Origin of the sequence: Streptomyces sp. Je 1-332, from assembly GCF_040730185.1 — a bacterium.
Taxonomy (GTDB): domain Bacteria; phylum Actinomycetota; class Actinomycetes; order Streptomycetales; family Streptomycetaceae; genus Streptomyces.
Window position 1 is genome coordinate 1,819,212 of the sequence record NZ_CP160402.1, and the last position, 19,619, is coordinate 1,838,830.

At 71.7% G+C, this 19,619-nt stretch carries 19 protein-coding genes; 10 read left to right on the plus strand and 9 right to left on the minus strand.

Annotated elements, in window-relative coordinates; genetic code table 11:
* Nucleotides 1-8: 8 nt before the first annotated feature.
* Both ABXJ52_RS08490 and ABXJ52_RS08495 read right to left on the minus strand, forming a co-directional pair.
* Nucleotides 9-500: a GNAT family N-acetyltransferase gene (locus tag ABXJ52_RS08490; RefSeq protein ID WP_367048903.1), complete on the minus strand. Its 492-nt coding sequence runs from the start codon at nt 498-500 to the stop codon at nt 9-11.
* Nucleotides 501-523: 23 nt separating this feature from the next.
* Complete coding sequence (locus tag ABXJ52_RS08495; RefSeq protein ID WP_367040591.1) at nt 524-1,537, minus strand: helix-turn-helix domain-containing protein; 1,014 nt, start codon at nt 1,535-1,537, stop codon at nt 524-526.
* 71 nt (nt 1,538-1,608) lie between these two features.
* Between ABXJ52_RS08495 and ABXJ52_RS08500 the strand changes: the two genes are divergently transcribed.
* Nucleotides 1,609-3,018: an MFS transporter gene (locus ABXJ52_RS08500; protein ID WP_367040593.1), complete on the plus strand. Its 1,410-nt coding sequence runs from the start codon at nt 1,609-1,611 to the stop codon at nt 3,016-3,018.
* A 144-nt stretch (nt 3,019-3,162) separates the two neighbouring features.
* On the opposite strand, the gene ABXJ52_RS08505 is transcribed toward ABXJ52_RS08500, so the two are convergent.
* Together ABXJ52_RS08505 and ABXJ52_RS08510 are read right to left on the minus strand one after the other, a co-directional pair.
* Entirely contained in the window at nt 3,163-3,771 is a 609-nt protein-coding gene (locus tag ABXJ52_RS08505; RefSeq protein WP_367040595.1) for a DUF1349 domain-containing protein, read from the minus strand.
* Nucleotides 3,772-3,776: 5 nt separating this feature from the next.
* Nucleotides 3,777-5,306 carry an aldehyde dehydrogenase (NADP(+)) gene (locus ABXJ52_RS08510; RefSeq protein WP_367040596.1) on the minus strand — a complete coding sequence of 510 codons (1,530 nt, stop codon included), beginning with the start codon at nt 5,304-5,306 and terminating at the stop codon, nt 3,777-3,779.
* Nucleotides 5,307-5,442: 136 nt separating this feature from the next.
* Between ABXJ52_RS08510 and ABXJ52_RS08515 the strand changes: the two genes are divergently transcribed.
* From ABXJ52_RS08515 to ABXJ52_RS08540, 6 genes are all read left to right on the plus strand, one after another.
* Nucleotides 5,443-6,213 (plus strand): IclR family transcriptional regulator, encoded by a 771-nt coding sequence (locus ABXJ52_RS08515; RefSeq protein WP_160504308.1) that lies wholly within the window; start codon nt 5,443-5,445, stop codon nt 6,211-6,213.
* 32 nt (nt 6,214-6,245) lie between these two features.
* On the plus strand, nt 6,246-6,716 hold the full coding sequence (locus ABXJ52_RS08520; protein ID WP_367048905.1) for a GNAT family N-acetyltransferase: 471 nt from the start codon (nt 6,246-6,248) through the stop codon (nt 6,714-6,716).
* 149 nt (nt 6,717-6,865) lie between these two features.
* Nucleotides 6,866-7,318 carry a hypothetical protein gene (locus ABXJ52_RS08525; protein WP_367040600.1) on the plus strand — a complete coding sequence of 151 codons (453 nt, stop codon included), beginning with the start codon at nt 6,866-6,868 and terminating at the stop codon, nt 7,316-7,318.
* Nucleotides 7,315-8,592, plus strand: a complete 1,278-nt coding sequence (locus ABXJ52_RS08530; protein ID WP_367040601.1) for a histidine kinase — start codon at nt 7,315-7,317, stop codon at nt 8,590-8,592. The genes ABXJ52_RS08525 and ABXJ52_RS08530 overlap by 4 nt, the downstream gene beginning before the upstream one ends.
* On the plus strand, nt 8,589-9,257 hold the full coding sequence (locus tag ABXJ52_RS08535) for a response regulator transcription factor (RefSeq protein ID WP_367040603.1): 669 nt from the start codon (nt 8,589-8,591) through the stop codon (nt 9,255-9,257). The genes ABXJ52_RS08530 and ABXJ52_RS08535 overlap by 4 nt, the downstream gene beginning before the upstream one ends.
* Nucleotides 9,258-9,340: 83 nt before the next feature.
* A complete protein-coding gene (locus tag ABXJ52_RS08540; RefSeq protein ID WP_367040604.1) occupies nt 9,341-10,789 on the plus strand; it encodes a penicillin-binding transpeptidase domain-containing protein in 1,449 nt (482 codons plus the stop codon).
* Between the two features lie 102 nt (nt 10,790-10,891).
* On the opposite strand, the gene ABXJ52_RS08545 is transcribed toward ABXJ52_RS08540, so the two are convergent.
* Nucleotides 10,892-11,686 (minus strand): HAD family acid phosphatase, encoded by a 795-nt coding sequence (locus ABXJ52_RS08545; protein ID WP_367040605.1) that lies wholly within the window; start codon nt 11,684-11,686, stop codon nt 10,892-10,894.
* A 151-nt stretch (nt 11,687-11,837) separates the two neighbouring features.
* Entirely contained in the window at nt 11,838-12,428 is a 591-nt protein-coding gene (locus ABXJ52_RS08550; RefSeq protein WP_367040606.1) for a TIGR03086 family metal-binding protein, read from the minus strand.
* A 183-nt stretch (nt 12,429-12,611) separates the two neighbouring features.
* On the opposite strand from ABXJ52_RS08550, the gene ABXJ52_RS08555 reads away from it, so the two are divergent.
* Nucleotides 12,612-13,841 (plus strand): MFS transporter, encoded by a 1,230-nt coding sequence (locus tag ABXJ52_RS08555; protein WP_367040607.1) that lies wholly within the window; start codon nt 12,612-12,614, stop codon nt 13,839-13,841.
* Here the strand turns inward: ABXJ52_RS08555 and ABXJ52_RS08560 are convergent.
* The 3 genes from ABXJ52_RS08560 to ABXJ52_RS08570 form a co-directional block, all read right to left on the minus strand.
* A complete protein-coding gene (locus ABXJ52_RS08560; RefSeq protein WP_367040608.1) occupies nt 13,816-15,159 on the minus strand; it encodes a S28 family serine protease in 1,344 nt (447 codons plus the stop codon). The genes ABXJ52_RS08555 and ABXJ52_RS08560 overlap by 26 nt on opposite strands.
* Before the next feature lie 69 nt (nt 15,160-15,228).
* The gene (locus ABXJ52_RS08565; protein ID WP_367048906.1) at nt 15,229-16,395 is read right to left on the minus strand and encodes a hypothetical protein; all 1,167 of its coding nucleotides are present in this window, start codon (nt 16,393-16,395) and stop codon (nt 15,229-15,231) included.
* Nucleotides 16,396-16,409: 14 nt separating this feature from the next.
* The gene (locus tag ABXJ52_RS08570; RefSeq protein ID WP_367040610.1) at nt 16,410-17,363 is read right to left on the minus strand and encodes a 5-dehydro-4-deoxyglucarate dehydratase; all 954 of its coding nucleotides are present in this window, start codon (nt 17,361-17,363) and stop codon (nt 16,410-16,412) included.
* A 299-nt stretch (nt 17,364-17,662) separates the two neighbouring features.
* Here ABXJ52_RS08570 and ABXJ52_RS08575 point away from each other — a divergent pair, with 299 nt between their 5' ends.
* Both ABXJ52_RS08575 and ABXJ52_RS08580 read left to right on the plus strand, forming a co-directional pair.
* Nucleotides 17,663-18,475: an NAD(P)-dependent oxidoreductase gene (locus ABXJ52_RS08575; RefSeq protein ID WP_367040612.1), complete on the plus strand. Its 813-nt coding sequence runs from the start codon at nt 17,663-17,665 to the stop codon at nt 18,473-18,475.
* 344 nt (nt 18,476-18,819) lie between these two features.
* Nucleotides 18,820-19,590, plus strand: a complete 771-nt coding sequence (locus ABXJ52_RS08580) for a DeoR/GlpR family DNA-binding transcription regulator (RefSeq protein WP_367040614.1) — start codon at nt 18,820-18,822, stop codon at nt 19,588-19,590.
* Nucleotides 19,591-19,619 lie beyond the last annotated feature (29 nt).

The following is a 19,619-nucleotide window of genomic DNA, read 5'->3' on the forward strand; positions in this document are numbered from 1 at the left end:
CGCCCCGCTCATTCCCCGGCAGTCACGGTCAGCCGCATCCGCAGGTGAGTGCTCGCGCCCTCGCCCGCCTCTTCGGGACACCAACCGTGGCGTACGTAGAAGGCCTGGGCCCGCCGGTTCTCGCGGTGAACGTCCAGGGAGGCCTCCCGGATGCCGTCGGCCCGCCACTCCTCCACGCAGGCGGCGTGCAGGGCCGCGCCGACCCCGGCGCGCCAGTGGTCCGGGTCGACGTGGAACTGGAAGAGCGTCACGGTGTCCGCGGCCTCGCCCTCCGGCGTACGGAACGACGCGAGGCCCACGATCCGCCCCTCGCGGACCGCGCACAGCACATGCCCGCCACGGCGCTCGATGCCCGCCCGCCACATCGCCGCCGCGTCGACGGCTCCGTCCGGCAGCCCCTCGGGGTAGTACGTGGCGCGGGCCCGGGTGTGCAGGGCCGCGAGGGCCGGGGCGTCGGCGGTGAGGGCGCTGCGTATGACGGTCGGCATGGCGGTCCGCATCGTCGTGGGGAGTGCTGAGTGGATCACGCTGCGATAGACGTCTTCCGGGAGCTTTGAGTTCCGATGTGGCTGAACTGGGCGCGGTAGGCGCTGGGCGTGAGACCGGTGCGGCGCACCAGGTGGCCGCGGAGCGAGTCGGCGGTGCCGAGCCCGCAGGCCCGCGCCACCCGGTCCATGGAGAGCGAGGTCGTCTCCAGGAGCTCCTTGGCCCGCTCGATGCGCTGGTGGAGCAGCCACTGCAGCGGGCTCACGCCACTCTCCGCGTGGAAGCGGCGGGTGAGGGTGCGCACGCTCACGCCCGCCTGCCGGGCGAGGTCGGTGAGCGTGAGCGGCTCGTCGAGGTGGCGCATGGCCCAGCCCCGGGTGTCGGCGCAGGCGTTGCCGCGCTCGGGCGGGAGCGGGGTCTGGGTGAACTGGGTCTGGCCACCGGGCCGTACGGGGGCGACGAGCGCGGCCCTGGCCACTTGGTTGGCGACGGCCGCCCCGTAGTCGGCGCGGATGATGTGCAGGCACAGGTCGATCCCGGCGGCGTACCCGGAGGACGTCATGACCTGCCCGTCCTCCACGTACAGGACGTCGCCCTTGAGATCGAGCGCGGGGTAGCGGCTGCGCAGTTCCTCGGCGAGCTGCCAGTACGTGGTGGCGCTGCGCCCGTCGAGCAGGCCCGCCTCGGCGAGTACAAAGGCGCCGCTGCAGATGGAGGCGGTGCGCCGGCCCGCTGCGGCGGCCTCGCGGACGGCGGCGACGGTCCGCGGGTCGGGTGCGTAGCGGTGTCCGGTGCCCGCGACGAGGAGGGTGTCGGCGTCGCGCACGGCATCTAGCCCGTGCTCCACCTGGAGGCTGAGTCCACCGGTGGTGGCGATGGTGCCGGGCTGCGGGGTGCAGACGACCACCTCGTAGCCGGGCCCGCCGGCCACCTCGACCTTCTCGAAGAGCATCTCGGGGATCGCGAGGTTGAACATCGATACGGGCGAGGGCGCGATGACGGCGACGCGGTGGGGCCGGTGGGGCGAGCGCTCGGACTTAGGGCGGGACATGGCCAGAACCTCCGGAGGTATGGCATTCAGGCCACTACTGTAGTCACGCCGCCGTCCGCAGACTCATGGGCATGGCAACGAACAACCTCACCGAAGGCTCCAGCGCCGCGGCGCAGTTGACACCCCCGGCTCCCACGCCGACCCCTTGCCCCACGCCCGGCAGGGGCCGCCGCGTCTCCCCCGGCCTCACGCTCACGGCCGCCATGCTCGGCTTCGCCCTGATCACGCTCGACGCCTCCGTGGTGAACGTGGCGCTGCCCGCGATCGGCGACTCCCTGGGCGGCGGCATGTCCGGCCTCCAGTGGGTCGTGGACGCCTACACCCTCGCCTTCGCCGCCCTGATGCTCTCCACCGGCGCGCTCTCCGACCGGATCGGCGCGACCCGGGCGTACGCGATCGGCATCACGGTGTTCACGGCCGCTTCGGTGGCCTGCGGGTTCGCGCCTTCGTTGCCCGTGCTGACCGGCGCCCGGGTGGTGCAGGGAGTGGCGGCCGCGGTGGTCCTGCCCGCCTCGCTCTCTCTGGTGCGCCAGGCGTATTCCGACGCGGCCAGGCGGGCGCGTGCGGTGGCCCTGTGGGCGGCGGGCGGTTCGGTGGCGGTGGCGCTCGGCCCGGTCGCGGGCGGCGCGCTGACCACCGCGTGGGACTGGAGCGGCATCTTCTTCATCAACGTCCCGCTGGGCGCGGTTGCGCTGGCCTTGCTGCTGCGTTCGCCGCGCTCGGAGCGGCGGCCCGCGCCGCTGGACGTGCCGGGCCAGTTGCTCGCGGTCCTGACGCTGACGGCCCTGACGTTCGCGGTGATCGAGGGCGGTACGACGGGTCTGTTCGCCCTGGTCGTCGCGGTGGCGGCGGGCGCGGTGTTCCTGTGGACGGAGGCGCGGCAGGCGCACCCGGTGGTGCCGCTCGGTCTCTTCCGCGACCGGACGGTCGCGATCACCGTCGCGGCCGGGGCCGCGTGCAGCGTCGCCTTCTACGGTCTCGTCTTCGTCTTCAGCCTCTTCTTCCAGGAGGTGCAGGGGCGTTCGGCGCTGTGGGCCGGGCTGATGTTCCTGCCGATGACCGGGCTCATCGCGGTCACGAACGTCGCGGCGGGCAAGCTGGCGGCGCGGGTCGGGCCGCGGGTGCCGATGCTGGTGGGGCAGGCGGTGGCGGTCCTGGGCTTGCTGGCCCTGCTGTTCGCCGACGCGTCGACACCCGCCGTCGGCCTCGCGTTCCTGATGGTGCCGCTGGCCCTGGGCTGCGCCCTGACGATCCCGCCGCTCACGGCGGCGATGATGGAGGCGGTGCCCGCTGACCGGGCCGGTCTTGCCGCGGGGGTCCTCAACGCGGCCCGGCAGGTGTCGGGAGGCCTGGGAATCGCCGCCTTCGGGGGCCTGTTGGCCGGGGACTTCGTCTCCGGGATGCGGGTGAGCCTGTTGATCGCGGCGGGGTTGCTGGCGGCTTCGGGGGTGGCGACGCTGGGTCTGCGACGGGGACGCTGAATTCTCCCCAACCCCGCCCCTTGCCGAGCTCGTCCTTCCAACCGCGGGGCAATCGGGTGGGTGGGCGGGAAAGATAGCCCCTCCGGCGCTTGAGGAGCGGGGTCCGGGGCGGAGCCCCGGGACCGGCGCCCACCCCGCAGGGTGCTAGGAGCCGTCCCTGAGGCCCCGGGGCCAGTTCGGGCGGAACTCGATCCCCTCGTACGTCACCACACACCCCTCCCCCACGGGCGACTGCGCCATGAACCCCACCAGAGCCGCACCCGCCGCCTTCTCCTCGCCCAGGGAGAAGATCCGGACGAACGTCCAGTGCTTCCCGTCCAGGGAGGCGTGGAAGGCGAACGCCGAGCCCGTGCGGCTGATCCGGAGCCAGACGCTGCTGCCGTCCACCACGAACGCGTTCGCGTCGTCGGAGCGGCCGCGGGTGACGACCGTGCAGACCGTCGCCTCGTCCGGCGACCGCTCCAGGCAGAGCTTGGCCCACTCCCGGTCGCCCACGTGCAGGTACAGGACGCCCGCGTCGAACGTCGCCGCGAAACCGACCGTCACCCGCGCGATCAGCTGGAAGTCCCCCTCGGGCGCCCCGAGGAGGCGAGGCGCGTCCGACGCGGGGTCGAGCGCCTCGCCCGTCGGCGGCACGAAGCGGTCCTGCCGGGCGCCCGCCCAGCCGGTGAGCACCCCGTCCTCGTACGACCAGTTGCCGTCGGGGCCGTACGTGCGCAAGGGAAAGGGCAGTTCGGGGATGTTGACGTCCATGGGCGTCAGTGTTCCAGGCGCCCGTCGTAGCGGCGCGGGAGCCCCAGCGGGTTCTCGTCCCGCAGCTCGGGCGGCAGCAGCGCGGCGGGCGTGTTCTGGTAGGCGACGGGACGCAGCCAGCGCTCGATCGCCGTACCACCGACGGAGGTCGAGGTGGACGTCGTCGCGGGATAGGGCCCGCCGTGGTGCTGCGCGGGCGCCACCGCGACCCCGGTCGGCCATCCGTTGACCAGCACGCGCCCGGCCAGCGGCGTCAGTTCGGCGAGCAGCGCGGCCCCGCGCCCCTCGCCCGCAGCCTCCTCGGCGGACAGCTGCACCGTGGCCGTGAGGTTGCCGGAGAGCCGGGTGAGGGCGGCGGTGATCTCCGCGTCGTCCTCGTAGCGCGCGACGACCGTCACCGGGCCGAAGCACTCCTCCAGGAGCAGGTCGTGCTCACCCTCGGTGGCGAGCTTCGCCGCGGGGACCGTCAGGAAGCCCGCGCTCACCGTGTGCTCGCTGCCCGCACCCGGCGTCACCGGCGCGTCCACGTCCGGCAGTTGACCGCGCTCGCGTACGCCCGCCACGAAGTTGTCCCGCATCCGGTGGTCGAGGAGCACCCCCGCCTCGGTGTCGCTGACCGCCTCGGTCAGGGATTTGATGAACCGGTCGCCGCCCGCGCCCGCCGGAGCGAAGACCAGGCCAGGCTTGACGCAGAACTGGCCGACGCCGAGCGTCATCGAACCCGCGAGGCCCGCTCCGATCTCCTCCGCGCGCTCGACCGCCGCCGCCTCGGTCACGACGACCGGGTTGAGGGAGCCGAGCTCTCCGTGGAAGGGAATCGGCACGGGGCGGGCCGCCGCCGCGTCGAAGAGGGCGCGGCCGCCGCGGATCGAGCCGGTGAAGCCCGCGCCGGACACAAGCGGGTGCTTGACGAGCTCGACGCCCGCGTCGAAGCCGTGCACGAGGCCGACGACGCCCTCGGGGATGCCGTGCAGGGCCGCGGCCCGGCGCAGCGTCGACGCCACAAGCTCGGAGGTGGCCGGGTGGTCCGGGTGCGCCTTGACGACCACGGGGCAGCCCGCGGCGAGCGCGCTCGCGGTGTCGCCGCCGGGTACGGAGAAGGCGAACGGGAAGTTGGACGCGGAGTAGACGGCCACGACGCCCAGCGGGATCTTGTAGCGCCGCAGGTCCGGGATGGGTGGCGTGGCGCTGCTGTCGGGGTGGTCGATGACGACGCCGAGGAAACCGCCCTCGTCGACGACGTCCGCGAAGGCCCGCAACTGGTAGCAGGTGCGGGCGAGTTCACCGGTGAGCCGGACGGGACCGAGCGCGGTCTCCGCGTCCGCGGCCTCCACCAGGTGATCCTTCGCCCCGTCGAGCAGTTCGGCCGCGGAGCGCAGGAAGGCGGCGCGCACGGCGCGGTCGGCGAGGGCGTCCTTGGCGGTCAGCGCGGCACGTACCGCCTGATCCACCTCTTCGACTGTGGCTTCGACCGCAACCTGTTCGCGCTGCTTCCCGGTTCGGGGGTCGACACTCCAGACTGGTGCTGCTGCCACCGCGGGGTCCTCCAGAGGTGATGCCACAGATGTGCTGCCACCCACCTGGGCTGTTCGATATGCTGAACGCTGTCTCCGGTGATGAATAGCGGAGACTTCGGAGACTATTTCTCGTCGAACTAAGGGGTCAAGGGCGATGTCGGCTGGCGAGACTGGCGGGGCACAGGTCAAGTCCGCTGTGCGGACGGTTGAGTTGCTCGAGTATTTCGCGGGACGCCCCGGAATGCACTCTTTGGCCGCCGTCCAGGAAGCCGTCGGGTATCCCAAGTCCAGCCTGTACATGCTCCTTCGTACGCTGGTGGAGCTCGGCTGGGTCGAGACGGACGCGACGGGCACGCGGTACGGGATCGGGGTACGGGCGCTCCTCGTCGGCACCTCGTACATCGACGGTGACGAGGTGGTGGCGGCGGCGCGTCCCACGCTCGACCGCCTCTCGGACGACACCACGGAGACGATCCACCTGGCACGGCTCGACGGCACGAACGTCGTGTACCTCGCCACGCGCCAGTCGCAGCACTACCTGCGGCCCTTCACGCGGGTGGGCCGCCGCCTCCCCGCGCACTCGACGTCGCTGGGCAAGGCGCTCCTCGCCACCCACACCGACGAGCAGGTCCGCAAGATGCTCCCCGAGACGCTGCCCGCGCTGACCGAGCACACGATCACCGACCGCGAGAAGCTGATCGAGGAGCTGCGCACGGTCCGCGAGCAGGGCTTCGCCGTCGACCGCGAGGAGAACACGCTCGGCCTGCGCTGCTTCGGCGTCGCGATCCCGTACCGCACGCCCGCGCGGGACGCGATCAGCTGCTCCGTGCCGGTTGCGCGGCTGACGCCGGCGCACGAACAGATGGTGAAGGACGCGCTGTTCGACGCGCGGGACCGGCTGACACTGGCGACTCGTAGGCTCTGAGCATGGAGAGCCCGAGCAGGAACACGATGAGCATGGATGTCAGTCTGCGAGCGGTGCACGACAGTGATCTCCCGGTCTTCTACCGGCAGATGAACGATCCCGAGTCGAACCACGTGGCCGCGTTCACCTCTCCGAAGACGTCCGACTGGACGCTCTTCGAGGCCCACTGGAAGGGCCTTCGGGAGTCGGACGACGTCGTCGCCCGCACGGTCCTCGCGGACGGCGACGTGGTGGGCAGCGCGGCGGTGTACGGGGAGCCGGGCGAGCGGGAGGTCACGTACTGGATCGACCGCTATTACTGGGGCCGGGGGCTGGCCACGGCCGCCCTGCGGGCCCTCCTCGCGGAGGTGCCGGAGCGCCCGCTGTACGCGCGGGCGGCAGCGGACAACGCGGGGTCCCTGCGGGTGCTGGAGAAGTGCGGCTTTCGGGTGACCGCCGCCGCGCGGGGCTTCGCGCATGCGCGGGGCGAGGAGATCGACGAGGCGGTGTTGGTGCTGGCGTAGGAGCCTCGCGCACCGTCGATCACCGGCTCCGCCGAGTTCGTCCTCAAACGCCGGACGGGCTGACCAATTCCGGCCCCTCCCCCGCACGGCGGACCCGGATCATCGCCGGGCAGGAGGTGCCCGGGTCCCCCCGCCGGAAGGCTGGGCGCATGAGACAGGCCCTCGGCACCGCCGCCATCCTCGCCCTCGCACCCCTGGTCATGCACCTGCTCTGGGTCACCGGCTCCACGGCCGGTCTCAGCGAGGCGCGCGTCGATGAGCGCACGACCGACTTCTACGTCCTCGAAGCGATGGACATGATCTACCTCTGCTCCGCGGTCGCCGGCGCTCTGCTCCTCACCTTCCGGCGGGCTCCCGCACTGCCCGTCAAGGTGCCGCTCGCCCTGGCCTGGCTCGGCTCGGGCGCGGTCGCCTGCTGGGGTGGCTGGCTGCTGTTCGCCTCGGTCATCGGCGAGGACGACATCGCCCGGCAGCCGACGGCGGCGATGCTCCTGACCTACTCTGTCCAGATGATCGTCGGGGCACTGGTGGCCACCCTCGGGGTGGTCTTCTTCAAGGAGCGGGCGGGCGCGGCCGTCCGTGCCCCGCGGCAACCGGCGTGAGGACGCTCGCGGCAGCCCTCCCGGCCCTGTTCGGACGGCGGACGCGGCGCCGCTGGATCCATCTGATCCTGGGCGGCGCGCTCGCCATGCCGTACGTCTTCGTGGGCTCCGTCGTGGTCGGGCCGCTGCTCGGCGAGGACAACGTGTTCGGCTCACCCACCTCCCAACTCACCGCGTTCGCGGTGGGGTTGCCGCTGGCCGCGATCACCGCGCTCTTCCCGCTCACCCGACCCATGTCGGTGGCCGCCGTACGCGCGTTGTGCGACGTACCGGGCGACACGCTGGCCGACGGGCCCGCGCGGTCCCGGCAGGCGCGCGGCCGCACCGTCGCCTGGTTCACGCTGCACCTCGGGTTCGGCGGGGTCATCAGCGGCATGTCCCTCGCCCTGCCGCCGTTCGCGGCGGTCCTGATCGCGCTGCCGTTCGCCGCGGCACTGCGCGACAGCCGGATCGGGATGCCCGAAGTCTTCGGCGAAGGCTGGATGCTGGCGCTCGCCCCGGTCATCGGGGTCCTCTCCCTCGTGGCGCTCGCGGGGTGCGCCGCCGCGGCCGGGGGCCTGCTCGCGCGCTGGGCACCCGAACTCCTCGGGCCCTCGCCCGCCGACCGGCTCGCGGCGGCCGAGCAGCGCGCGGCGGACCTCGCCGTACGCAACCGGCTCGCGAGGGAGCTGCACGACTCGGTGGGCCACGCCCTGAGCGCGGTCACGCTCCAGGCGAGCGCCGCCCGCAGGGTCCTCGACCGCGACCCGGAGTTCGTCCGTGAAGCGCTGGCCGCGATCGAGGAGACGACCCGGCGGACGGTGAGTGAACTCGACGCGGTGCTCGGCGTGTTGAGGGAGGGCGGCGGTCAGGCGAGCCCGACGGCTCCCGCCCCCACCCTCTCCGCCGATCTCGACGGGCTCCTCAAGCGCACCCGGGCCGGCGGCCTGCGGGTGCGGGCCACGGTCGAGCTCGGCCCCGAAGGACCGGACGCCCTGCCCCCGATGGTCTCCCGCGAGGCCTACCGCATCGTCCAGGAGAGCCTGAGCAACGCGCTGCGGCACGCGGGCCCCGACGCCCCGGTGACGCTGAGGATCGCCCTGGACGGCACCGACCTGGAGATCGTCGCCGAGAACCCGCTGCCCGACGGCGCCCCCGCCTCCCGCCCCGGCGGTGGCCACGGCCTTCGCGGCATCACCGACCGCGCCAGGCTCCTTGGCGGCACCGCCGAGGCGGGTCCGGTGAACGGCGGCTGGCGACTGGACGTACGACTTCCCCTGAAGGGACCCGCATGACCGAGACGGCAGCCCCCTCGATCCGCATCGTGCTCGCCGACGACGAACGCATGGTCCGCACCGCCCTGCGCGTGATCCTCTCCGCCGAGCCCGACCTGGAGGTCGTCGGCGAGGCGGCGAGCGGCGCGGAGGCGGTGTCCGTCGTGCGCGAGGCGCAGCCCGACGTGGTGCTCATGGACGTACGGATGCCGGAGATCGACGGCATCCGGGCCACCGAGCAGATCCTGCGGACGCAGGCCGACCCGCCGCGGATCGTGGTCGTGACGACCTTCGAGAACGACTCCTACGTGTACGAGGCGCTGCGCGCGGGGGCCTCCGGGTTCCTGCTCAAGCGGGCCGACGCGGACTCACTCGTACAGGCGGTTCGGCTCGTGGCGCGCAGTGACTCGCTGCTCTTCCCCGCGGCGGTGCGCGCCCTGGCCGCCGAGCACGCGCGCGCGAAGCCCGCGCCGCCGGCCTGGGTGGCGAGGCTGACGGGGCGCGAGAGCGAGGTGCTGCGGCTGATGGCGGCGGGCCTGACGAACGCGGAGATCGCAGGCCGGATGGGGGTGGGTCCGGCGACGGTGAAGACGCACGTGGCGTCGGTGCTGGCCAAGACGGGGACGCGGGACCGCACGCAGGCGGTGATCGCGGCGTACGAGGCGGGTTTCATGAACGCCGACTGAATCCGCCGCCCGCAGTATGAGGAATCTCTGAGAAACCCGGCAGAACGGAACGAATACGTCCGCTCTGCTCGTCCTTTTATGGGATGAACAAGACGATCAGGAACGCCTCGGTCTTCACGCTGCTGCTCGTGCTCGCCCTCCTGGTGCGGGCGACGTGGGTGCAGTTCTACGACTCGAAGGCGCTCGCGGACGACAAGCTGAACCGGCGCAACGCGATCGAGCAGTACGCGAACCCGCTGGGCGACATCATCGTGGGCGGTGACGCGGTCACCGGCTCCGAGCGGACGAAGGGCGGCGACCTCAAGTACAAGCGCACCTACAAGGACGGTGACCTGTACTCGTCCGTCACGGGCTACAGCTCGCAGGTGTACGGGGCCACGCAGCTCGAGGGCATCTACAAGGACGTCCTCGACGGCACCGACACGCGGCTGAAGAACCCGCTGGACACGCTCACCAACAAGCGCGCCGACCCGGGTGACGTGATCACGACGATCGACCCCGCGGTGCAGAAGGCGGCGTACAAGTCGCTCGGCGACAAGAAGGGCGCGGCCGTCGCCGTCGACCCGAAGACGGGCAAGATCCTCGGCCTGGTCTCGACGCCCTCGTACGACCCCTCGGACATCAGCGGTTCCACGGACTCCAAGGAGTGGCAGGCGCTCCTGAAGGACGAGGAGAAGCCGATGGTCAACCGCGCGCTGCGGCAGCCGCTTCCGCCCGGTTCGACGTTCAAGCTGGTCGTCGCGGCGGCGGCCCTGGAGGACGGGCTCTACGGCTCGGCGGACACCGGGACCGACAGCCCGAACCCGTACACGCTGCCCGGCACGCGGACGGTCCTGAAGAACGAGAGCGCGAGCGCGCCCTGCGAGGACGCCTCGATCCGTACGGCGCTCCAGTACTCGTGCAACAACGTCTTCGCGAAGCTGGCGGTCGACCTGGGCCAGGACAAGGTCAAGGCGATGGCCGAGAAGATGGGCTTCAACACGGACAAGCTGGACGTGCCGGTGCGCGCGTCCGAGAGCGTCTACCCCTCCGACATGGACAAGGCCCAGACGGCGCTGACCGGCATCGGCCAGTTCGACGTGACGGCGACGCCGTTGCAGATGTCCATGGTCACAGGCGCGATCGCCAACGGCGGCGAGCTGGTCTCGCCGCACATGGTGTCCCAGATCACCGACTCGAACGGCGATGTGCTCGACTCGTTCGACGACGCGGACTCCGAGCGTGTGATGAGCGAGGACACGGCGAGCCAGCTGCAGTCCGCGATGGAGACGGTCGTCGAGAAGGGCACCGGCACGAACGCGCGGATCAGCGGCGCGGACGTGGGCGGCAAGACGGGCACGGCCCAGCACGGCGAGAACAACAGCAAGACGCCGTACGCCTGGTTCACGTCGTACGCCAAGGGCAGCGACGGCAAGGAGGTCGCGGTCGCCGTCATCGTCGAGTCGTCGGACGCGGCGAGGTCGGAGGTCAGCGGCAACGGCCTGGCGGCGCCGATCGCGAAGTCGATGATGTCGGCTGCGCTGAAGCGCTAGCGCTGCGGCTGTCGCTGCGGACCGGCGTTCCGCCGCGGGGTGCCGGTCAGAGCGGGACGGCACCCCGCGGAGGTCAACGGCGCGAGCGCCGGACCTGACGGTCTACTCCACGAAGTACGTCGGATTCGGCAGCTTGTACGTCTTGTCCGCGTACCCGCCCGCGAGGTCGGAGACCTGGTCACCGAAGCTGCCGACGATGTTGTAGCCCTGCGACTCGATGTGCTTGCGGGTGCCCTCCTTGAACTGCACCGTGGTGCACTCCCACTTGGCGGGCGTGGCGCAGCCGCTGAGATAGGCGGGCGGGGCCGTCTTGTTCTTGGTGAAGACGTGCGTGGTGTCCAGCTGCGTGTCGTACCCGGCCCTGGCGAGGTTCGTGACGGCGCCCGCGCGCTGCGACTCGCTCAGGCCGGTCAGGAAGAAGACCTCGACGCCCTTGCTCTTGGCGTACTTGACGAGTTCGGGCATGCCGAAGACGGCGGGGCGCTCGGCCGCCTTCACGTACGCGTCCCATGTGGCGTTGTCGTACGTGTAGTTGGTGGTCTTCTCGTAGTCGAAGCTGAGCAGCGCGGTGTCGTCCACGTCGAGGACGATCGCGGGCTTCTTGCCGTGGCCGCCGACGTGCGCAGCGGCCTTTCGGATGTCCTTCCTCGCCTTGGCCTGGACGCGCGCCAGATCCTTGGCGTACGGGCTCTTGGGCGAGGAGCGCCAGACGCCGTCGGCGTCCTGGTACGCGCCGTAGTAGTCGTCGATCTCGCCGACGAGCACGCCGATGTTCTGCGGCTCGGCGGTGTGCCGCGCCGGTGCGTTGTCGGCGGTGGCGGCGCCGGTGCCGTACAGCGCGGCGCCGGCGACGGCGCAGGCGGTGGCGATGCCCGCCGTTCGTAGGGACTTGCGCATGGGTGCGTTCTCTCCGGATCAGAGTCAGGGCAGGTCAGTGCGTGTCTACGCGCACTGTCTACGCGCATCACACGCTGCCCCGCGAGACCCTTTACCCGATCAATACCTGATCCGGAGGAAGCCGGGAGGAAGCCGGGGGGAAGCCTGGTGACTAAGCCCCGGGCGGCGCCCACCCCGGGTCCCGCCCGCTGAGACCGATCACCCGGTCGAGGAGCGGGGCCTCGTCCGGCACCGGCACCACGGACCCGAAGAGGCTGTTCCCGGAGTCGTCGCCCTCCTGGGGCGTGAGCAGCCCCTGCGCCACGCGCAGGCTCGCCTCGTCGGGTGCGTACGCCTGGCCCGTCGCCCGCGCCAAGTCCCATCCGTGCACCACGAGTTCGTCCATGGCCACGGCCCCGGCGACGGCGCCCGGCAGATCGACACCGCCCGCCCGGGTCATGCCCTCGTACGCGGCCGGGTCGCGCCACGCCTCCGCGAGCTCGTCGAGCAGCTTCGGCAGGGCGGCACGCCACTCGGGGTCGAGGTCCGGCACGGCGCTGCCCGGGTCCTGGTCGAGGTGGGGCCCGAGGTCCTTGCGCGCGGCGTCCCGGAACGCGGCGGTCAGACCGACCAGATGACCGAGGAGATGACGCACCCGGTACTCCGGACAGGGCGTGGGCCCCGCGAGCTGCTCGTCGCTCACGCCTTCCGCGACGGCCGCCACCAGCCGGGCCTGCGGCGCGAAGTCGATCGTCTCCGTCATGAATGCTCCCGATTCTCGGCGGCCCCGCACGACGGACCGCGGTCCTGCCCCTGTAGACCGGCCCCGCCGGTCCTGCCTCTGTAGACCGGCCCCGACGCCGGAACTCATCGCCGAAACCGAGAGGCCGATCTACCGCACCTGCCCTATGCCGGGCCGGGGAACTTAGAACCACCATCACCTGCCATGACACCTGCCGCACCTGCCGCGACATCCACGATCACGCGCGTCCTGCGCAACCGCGACGCGCGTCTCTGCCTGGGGGCGGTGGTGGTCTCCGGCTTCGGGAGCTCCGCGATGTGGCTGGTCGCCGGGGTCTGGGTCAAGGATCTGACCGGCTCGGACGGCCTGGCGGCCCTGTGCACCTTCGCGCTCTGGGCCCCGACCCTGGTCGGCCCCCTCCTGGGGACGTTCGCCGACCGCACCCGCCGCAAACCCCTGCTCATCGGCGTGAACCTGGCCCTGGGCGCCCTGCTGACCTCCCTCCTGTTCGTCGACTCCCCGGACACACTGTGGATCCTCTACGCCGTGCTCTTCCTGTACGGGGCATGCGGCGCCATCACTGACGCGGCGGAGGCGGCGCTGGTGACGTCGGCGGTCGGCAGGGACCTGACGGGGGACTTCAACGGTCTGCGGATGTCGGCTAACGAGGGCATGAAGCTGATCGCGCCGCTCGCCGGAGCAGGCCTCTTCGCCGCGTACGGAGGCGCCCGGGTGGCGCTCCTGGACGCCGCAACCTTCGTACTGGCGGCCGGAATGTTCACGCTGCTGCGGGTACGGGAGGACGCACCCGCACGCACCACGAAGAGCTGGTGCGGCCGAACAGCCGAAGGCGCCCGCTACTTGTGGGGCAGCCGGCAGCTGCGCCCCCTCATCCGCGCGGGCGGTCTGACCATGCTGACCTCGGGGATCAGCGGGGCCGCCGTCTACGCGGTCGTGGAGGGACTGGGCCACTCCCCCGCGTACACGGGCGTGCTGTACGTCGTGCAGGGAGCCGGCTCGGTCGCGGTCGGCGTCGCGTCGGGCGCGCTGCTGCAGCGCTTCGGGGGACGCCGCTTCGGCGGGGCGGGCATCGCGCTCACCGCCATCGCCGCGGCCCTGCACGCACTGCCGTACGACGGGACGGCCCTGGCGGGCAGCCTCGCCAACGGACTCGGGCTGCCCTGCGTGCTGATCGCGGGCATGACGGCGGTACAGCGCGAGACACCGCAGGCCCTCCTGGGCCGCGCCGCGGCGACCGCGAACACCTTGATGTTCACGCCGACCGCGCTGGGCATCGCCCTGGGCGCGGCCCTGATCGAGACAGTCGACTACCGCGTCCTGCTGCCGGTCCTCGCGGGGGCACGGCTGCTGATCGCCATGCCCCTGCTCAAGGCCCCACCGGTGGCGGCTACTTCACGTCGGCCCAGCGCTTGATCGTCGCGATGGCCTCGGCCTGGTCGGCGGCCGGGAGTTTGGCGATGGAGGCGCCGTGGTTGGAGCCGGGGACCTCGTAGCGGTAGGAGTCGCGGTGGCTCGGGGTGAACTTCTCCGCGCTCCACGGGTCGTTCTCGCCGTAGATGAACATCATCCGCTGGCCGCGGGTCTTCACCCAGCGGTCCACGTCGGCGATGGTCCGGTTGTTGTACGAGCCGCGCATCGCCTCGGGAAGGACGGAGTTGGGCTGGTAGATGTCCGGGTAGTGGCGGACATCCTTGAGGTGCTTGAACTTCAGGTCCGCCCAGCCGAGTTGGGTGGCGGCCTGACGGTAGTAGGGGCCCGTGCCGTTCGTGCCGAGGGACTCGTCCTGGTAGACGCTGAAGCCGTGCTTCTTCGACCAGTCGTAGAGCTCGTCGTCGCTCGCCTGCTCGGCGTCGGGCACGGTCGGGCAGTTGTCGACGGTGCCGCTCTGCCAGAAGTTCCACACCTGGTCGAGCACGGCGAACTCGTAGGCCCGGTCGGTGGTGCCGAGCGTCTCCTCGAACGTGTCGCCGTTGGCCTTGGCGTCCGCCTCGAACTTGGGGAGCAGCGCCTCGCGGCGTACCAGCATCTCGCGCTGCACGGCGTTCAGGGCCTTGCGGCATTCGGCCGTGCCGACCGTCCTGAAAAAGCGCTCGTAGCCGCTGTCGTCCTTGTTGTTCGCGTCGTTCGGGGCCACGAAGGCGACGACCGCGTCCAGGTCGTCGGGGTAGAAACGCTCGTGGTACGTCGCTGTCATCCCGCCCTTGCTGGCGCCCGTGCCCAGCCACTTGCCCTTCTCGATGCCGCGCAGCGCCCGGGTGAGGCGGTGCTCGTCGGCGGATTCCTGCTCGACGGTGAGCTTGGACCAGTCGGAGCCGGCCGGGCCCGAGGGCCGTGACTGCTCGAAGTAGCGGTGCTCGACGCTGACTTGGTTGGCGTCGATCAACTTGGTGAGGGCCGTGGTGTTGGACGCCAAGGTGTAGCCGCCGGTGTAGAGCACGGTCGGCTTGTCCGTGGCCTTGTGCCAGAGCGTGGCGCGCTGGGTGAAGGTGCCGGCGCGGGGGTTGCCGTGGTCGACGGGCTGGGCGTACGTGAGCGTGTAGAGGGGGTAGCCCTCCCTGTCGGCCACGGAGACGACCTTCATGCCGGGTATCTTCTCCAGCCGATCCCGGATGTCGGGCGCGGCGGCCTGGCTCCCGTCCGTCTGCGCGGCGGCGGGCACGGCCCCGCCGAGTACCGCCGCGCCTGCCATGAACCCGGCACAGAACAGCGCCGATATCCCCTTGTCGCGCACCTTGTCTCCTCGTACTGGAGCGAATGGTTGCGCGGATGGTAACCGTCTTCACTTGGCGGGCGACAGGGGCTACTTGAGCTCCGAAAGGGCCGTCCTCACCTGCGCGAGATCCGCGTCCGACGCCAACCCGGCGTGGTAGAGCCGCAGTTCGTCCGCGCCCAGAGCGACCGCGCGCGCGGCGTCGGCGGCGAGGGTGCCGGGGGCGCCGCCCATGCCGGACACGACGGTCAGGTTCGCGGCGAGCGTGGTGCGGTCCGTGCGGTACGGAGCGAACGCCTTCAGGGCGTCCGCGCCTCCCGTGCAGGGCACCACGACGCCGTCGGCCACGGAGAGGATGTGCTCCGGGTCGACTCCGGCGTTGGCACCGCAGTGGTACGTCACCGGGTCGGCGTGCAGCAGCACACGGAAGCCGTTGGGAGCGGCGGCGCGCACGGCTGCGATCGCCGCCTCCTGGAGTGTGCGGGCGGTCTCCTCGCGCCACGCGCGCGTGGCGGCAGCCGTCTCGGCGCCGAGGAGCCGCTCCACCGCCTCCCAGCCGCCGGGAGGCTCCTCGCCCCGCCACACGGGCTCCAGGGCGCGGCGGACCCGGGCCGCCAACTCGCCGGGAGCCAGCCCCTGTCGGGCGTACCCCTCGCCACAGTCCGCGCAGAAGCAGAGCGACATCAGGTACTGCCCGGCCTCACCGAGCGACACCCCGGCGATCTTGTCGTGGGCGTGCAGATGCGCGAGTCCGTACCAGCCGAGGGACTCCAGCTCGGTGCCGCTCGCCCCGGGGCGGACGGCGGCCTCGGCGGCGAGGTCGACGAGGTACGCGCGCGTGGCGGGCTGGGCGATGCAGGGCGCCCAGGGGTAGCGGTCCCCGTAGGCGTTGACGACGGAGGTGTCCGGATGGTCGGCGCCCATACGGGAGTTGTGGGCGAGGACCACCCAGGTGTGCACGTCGAGCCCGGCGGCTACGAGCGCCTCGGCAGCCTCCCCGTAGGCATCGCCCGGGGCCCAGCTTCCGGCCGCGTACGGACGCAGCGCGCGCCCCTCCCACCGGCCGTCGGGTCCGTACAGCACCGCCGCGTGCTCGGCGGTGACGATGCGGTGGCGCGGGTGGCGGGGGGTCAGCGCGCGCGTGGAGTGGTAGGCGGAGGCGAGGGTGACCTGCTGGACGCCGAGGTCCGCGACGCGCGCGGGGGCGGCGGGGTCGCCGACGACATCCCAGGGGTAGAGGAAGGCGGAGGCACGCATGCGACTCACGGGGCTCACGCGCCCTCCTCCCGCAGCAGGGCGCGCCCGCGCTCGGTCAGCTCCGCGAGGCGCTTGATGTGTTCGTCGGCGGGTTCGTGCAGCGGTGTCCGCACCCCGCCGACATCGAGCCCGGCCAGCCGCACGCCCGCCTTGACGAGCGATACGGCATAGCCGCGGCCCTCACCGCGCAGCTCCACGAAGGGGCGGTAGAAGCCGTCGATGAGCCGGTTCACGGTGGCGTCGCCCTCGGCGGTCCCGGCGTTGAAGGCCCGGTGGAAGGCGAGCGCGATGTCGGGCGCGAAGCAGAAGACGGCCGACGAGTAGAGCCTCACGCCGATGCCGCGGTAGGCGAGCCCTGTCAGCTCGGCGGTGGGCAGGCCGTTGAAGTAGAGGAATTCCTCCGGGACTTCGGCGCGCACCGCACTGACGATGCGCTGCATCAGGTCCATGTCCCCGAGGCCGTCCTTGAAGCCGATGACGCCCTCGGTGCGGGCGAGCTCGACGACCGTCTCCGGGCTGAACACGGCGTTGTCGCGCTGGTAGACGATGACTTCGAGGGAGGTGGCCGCGGCCAGTTCGGCGTAGTGCCGCAGCAGGCCCTCCTGTCCGGCCACGACGAGGTAGGGCGGCATCGCGAGCAGCCCGTCGGCACCGGCCTCCTCGGCGAGGCGCGCGTACCGTACGGCCAGCGCGGTGCCGTACCCGGCGCCCGCGACCACCGGCACCCGCCCCGCCGTCTCCTCGACGGCGGCACCGACACAGGCCCGGAACTCCTCGGGCGTCAGGGCGTGGAACTCGCCCGTGCCGCAGCACGCGAACACGGCCGCGGCGCCCGCGTCCACGCCCGCGCGCACGTGCGCGCGGAAGACGTCGAGGTCGACGGAGCCGTCCGGTGCGTAGGCGGTGACCGGGAAGAACAGCGGCCCGCTGGGGATGTCGAGTCGAGCGGCGAGGGGTGCTGACGTCACGGGCTCTCCCTTAGCGTGCACGTTTCTGATCCACGTCCATATTTCTGAACAGACCCACGCTAAGCCGCCCCTGAGCCCCGGTCAAGCGCCCGAGTCGACCCAAGGTCGACAAGAGATCCACAGGAGATCGATGATCCATGGGCAATCGTCGGGCGGATTCCCCGCCTCCGTACGACACTTGACGCGACGAGCCGTTGATCCCTAGCGTGTCCACAGATATGAATGCTGTACGCAGATGCGAACGCAGCCGCTGGCGTTGACGCTGATGCTGACGCTGACGCTGATCCGAGGAGACCCTCATGCCCGCTCCCCGCACCGTCCTGCTCACCGGCGCCGCAGGCGGCCTCGGCACCCTGATGCGGGGGCTGCTTCCGGCGTACGGCTACGAACTGCGGCTGCTCGACGTGCGGCCCATCGAGGGCGAGCCGGACGCGATCACGGCGGACCTCGCGGACAGGAAGGTGCTACGGGAGGCCGTGCGGGGTGTCGACGCGGTCATCCATCTCGCGGGCATCTCCCTGGAGTCCTCCTTCGACAAGATCCTGCGGGCGAACATCGAGGGGACGTACAACCTCTACGAAGCGGCGCGCGAGGAGGGCGTCGGCCGGATCGTCTTCGCTTCGTCGAACCACGCGGTGGGGTTCACGCCGCGGCCCGTCGGCGACGACGATCCGCTGATCGCGGTGGACACTCCGCGCCGTCCCGACACGTTCTACGGCCTCTCCAAGTCCTTCGGCGAGGACCTCGCCCAGCTCTACTGGGACAAGCACGGCCTCGAGACGGTCTCCGTGCGGATCGGTTCGTGCTTCCTGGAGCCGACGAGTGTGCGGATGCTGTCGGTCTGGATGAGCCCCGGGGACGGGGCCCGGCTCTTCCACGCGGCGCTGACCGCTTCCGCGGTGGGGCATGCGGTGGTGTACGGGTCGTCCGCCAACACGCGGCTGTGGTGGGACCTTTCGTCGGCGCGGGCGCTGGGGTACTCGCCGCAGGACGACTCCGAGCAGTACGCGGCGAAGCTGGTCGCGGAGCAGGGTGAACTGGATCCCGCGAACCCGGACCACGCGAACCTGGGGGGCCACTTCTGCACGAACCCGCCGGTGTGGCCGTACTGACGGCTCCTTTCCCCAATCCCGCCCCTTCCCGAAAACCCGCTGCGCGGGGGCGTCCTCAAACGCCGGACGGGCTGGATTTCCAGCCCGTCCGGCGTTTGAGGACGAACTCGGCGAAGCCGGTGATCAACGGCAACCAAGGCCCCCGCGCCAGAGCGGGCAGCGAACGGGCACCCCCCACCCCCAGAACGGGCACGGACCAAGCCCGAAGCAGAGGCCCAGGCCCCGCCAAACGGGCACACCCGGGCACCATCACCCCCGCTCCGAGCCTGTTCACGCACCGCCCCCCGCTGTAGAACTTCCCCACAGGGCCCGAACGGGCACAGCGAGGGAAGGAGGCGGCGGCCATGACCGCGGAAGAGCGCCAGCGGGAAATCGTCAGGGCGGCACGGACCTCCGGCTCCGTGGACGTCACCGCACTCGCCACCGAGCTCGGCGTCGCCAAGGAAACCGTCCGCCGTGACCTCCGCGCCCTGGAGGACCACGGCTTGGTCCGCCGCACCCACGGCGGCGCCTACCCCGTGGAGAGCGCCGGCTTCGAGACGACCCTCGCCTTCCGCACCACCATGCACGTCCCGGAGAAGCGAAGGATCGCCTCCGCCGCGGCCGACCTCCTCGGCGACGCCGAGACGGTCTTCGTCGACGAGGGCTTCACCCCGCAGCTCATCGCCGAGGCCCTCCCCGAAGCCGCCGAGGGACGCCCTCTGACCATCGTCACCGCGTCCCTGGCCACCGCCGGCGCCCTCGCCGAGGCGGACAACATGTCCGTCCTCCTCCTCGGCGGCCGCGTCCGCCCCGGCACGCTCGCGACCGTCGACCACTGGACGACGCGCATGCTGGCCGGGTTCGTGATCGACCTCGCTTTCATCGGGGCCAACGGCATCTCCCGGGAGTACGGCCTGACCACGCCCGACCCGGCGGTCAGCGAGGTGAAGACGCAGGCCATCCGCGCGTCACGCCGCACCGTGTTCGCGGGTGTGCACACCAAGTTCGGGGCGACGAGCTTCTGCAGGTTCGGTCACGTCGGCGAGCTGGAGGCCATCGTCACGAGCACGCAGCTGCCCGCCTCCGAGGCGCACCGCTACTCGCTCCAGGGCCCCCAGGTCATCCGCGTCTGACACACCCCCGCCCGCTCACCCGCCACCGG

Coding starts and splice junctions, on each gene's coding strand:
- ABXJ52_RS08535 (WP_367040603.1), top strand. CDS start 8,589: ATGACCGAGACGGCAGCCCCCTCGATCCGCATCGTGCTCGCCGACGAC.
- ABXJ52_RS08540 (WP_367040604.1), top strand. CDS start 9,341: ATGAACAAGACGATCAGGAACGCCTCGGTCTTCACGCTGCTGCTCGTG.
- ABXJ52_RS08550 (WP_367040606.1), bottom strand. CDS start 12,428: ATGACGGAGACGATCGACTTCGCGCCGCAGGCCCGGCTGGTGGCGGCC.
- ABXJ52_RS08490 (WP_367048903.1), bottom strand. CDS start 500: ATGCGGACCGCCATGCCGACCGTCATACGCAGCGCCCTCACCGCCGAC.
- ABXJ52_RS08515 (WP_160504308.1), top strand. CDS start 5,443: ATGTCGGCTGGCGAGACTGGCGGGGCACAGGTCAAGTCCGCTGTGCGG.
- ABXJ52_RS08575 (WP_367040612.1), top strand. CDS start 17,663: ATGCCCGCTCCCCGCACCGTCCTGCTCACCGGCGCCGCAGGCGGCCTC.
- ABXJ52_RS08580 (WP_367040614.1), top strand. CDS start 18,820: ATGACCGCGGAAGAGCGCCAGCGGGAAATCGTCAGGGCGGCACGGACC.
- ABXJ52_RS08505 (WP_367040595.1), bottom strand. CDS start 3,771: ATGGACGTCAACATCCCCGAACTGCCCTTTCCCTTGCGCACGTACGGC.
- ABXJ52_RS08495 (WP_367040591.1), bottom strand. CDS start 1,537: ATGTCCCGCCCTAAGTCCGAGCGCTCGCCCCACCGGCCCCACCGCGTC.
- ABXJ52_RS08565 (WP_367048906.1), bottom strand. CDS start 16,395: ATGCGTGCCTCCGCCTTCCTCTACCCCTGGGATGTCGTCGGCGACCCC.
- ABXJ52_RS08500 (WP_367040593.1), top strand. CDS start 1,609: ATGGCAACGAACAACCTCACCGAAGGCTCCAGCGCCGCGGCGCAGTTG.
- ABXJ52_RS08555 (WP_367040607.1), top strand. CDS start 12,612: ATGACACCTGCCGCACCTGCCGCGACATCCACGATCACGCGCGTCCTG.
- ABXJ52_RS08520 (WP_367048905.1), top strand. CDS start 6,246: ATGGATGTCAGTCTGCGAGCGGTGCACGACAGTGATCTCCCGGTCTTC.
- ABXJ52_RS08545 (WP_367040605.1), bottom strand. CDS start 11,686: ATGCGCAAGTCCCTACGAACGGCGGGCATCGCCACCGCCTGCGCCGTC.
- ABXJ52_RS08525 (WP_367040600.1), top strand. CDS start 6,866: ATGAGACAGGCCCTCGGCACCGCCGCCATCCTCGCCCTCGCACCCCTG.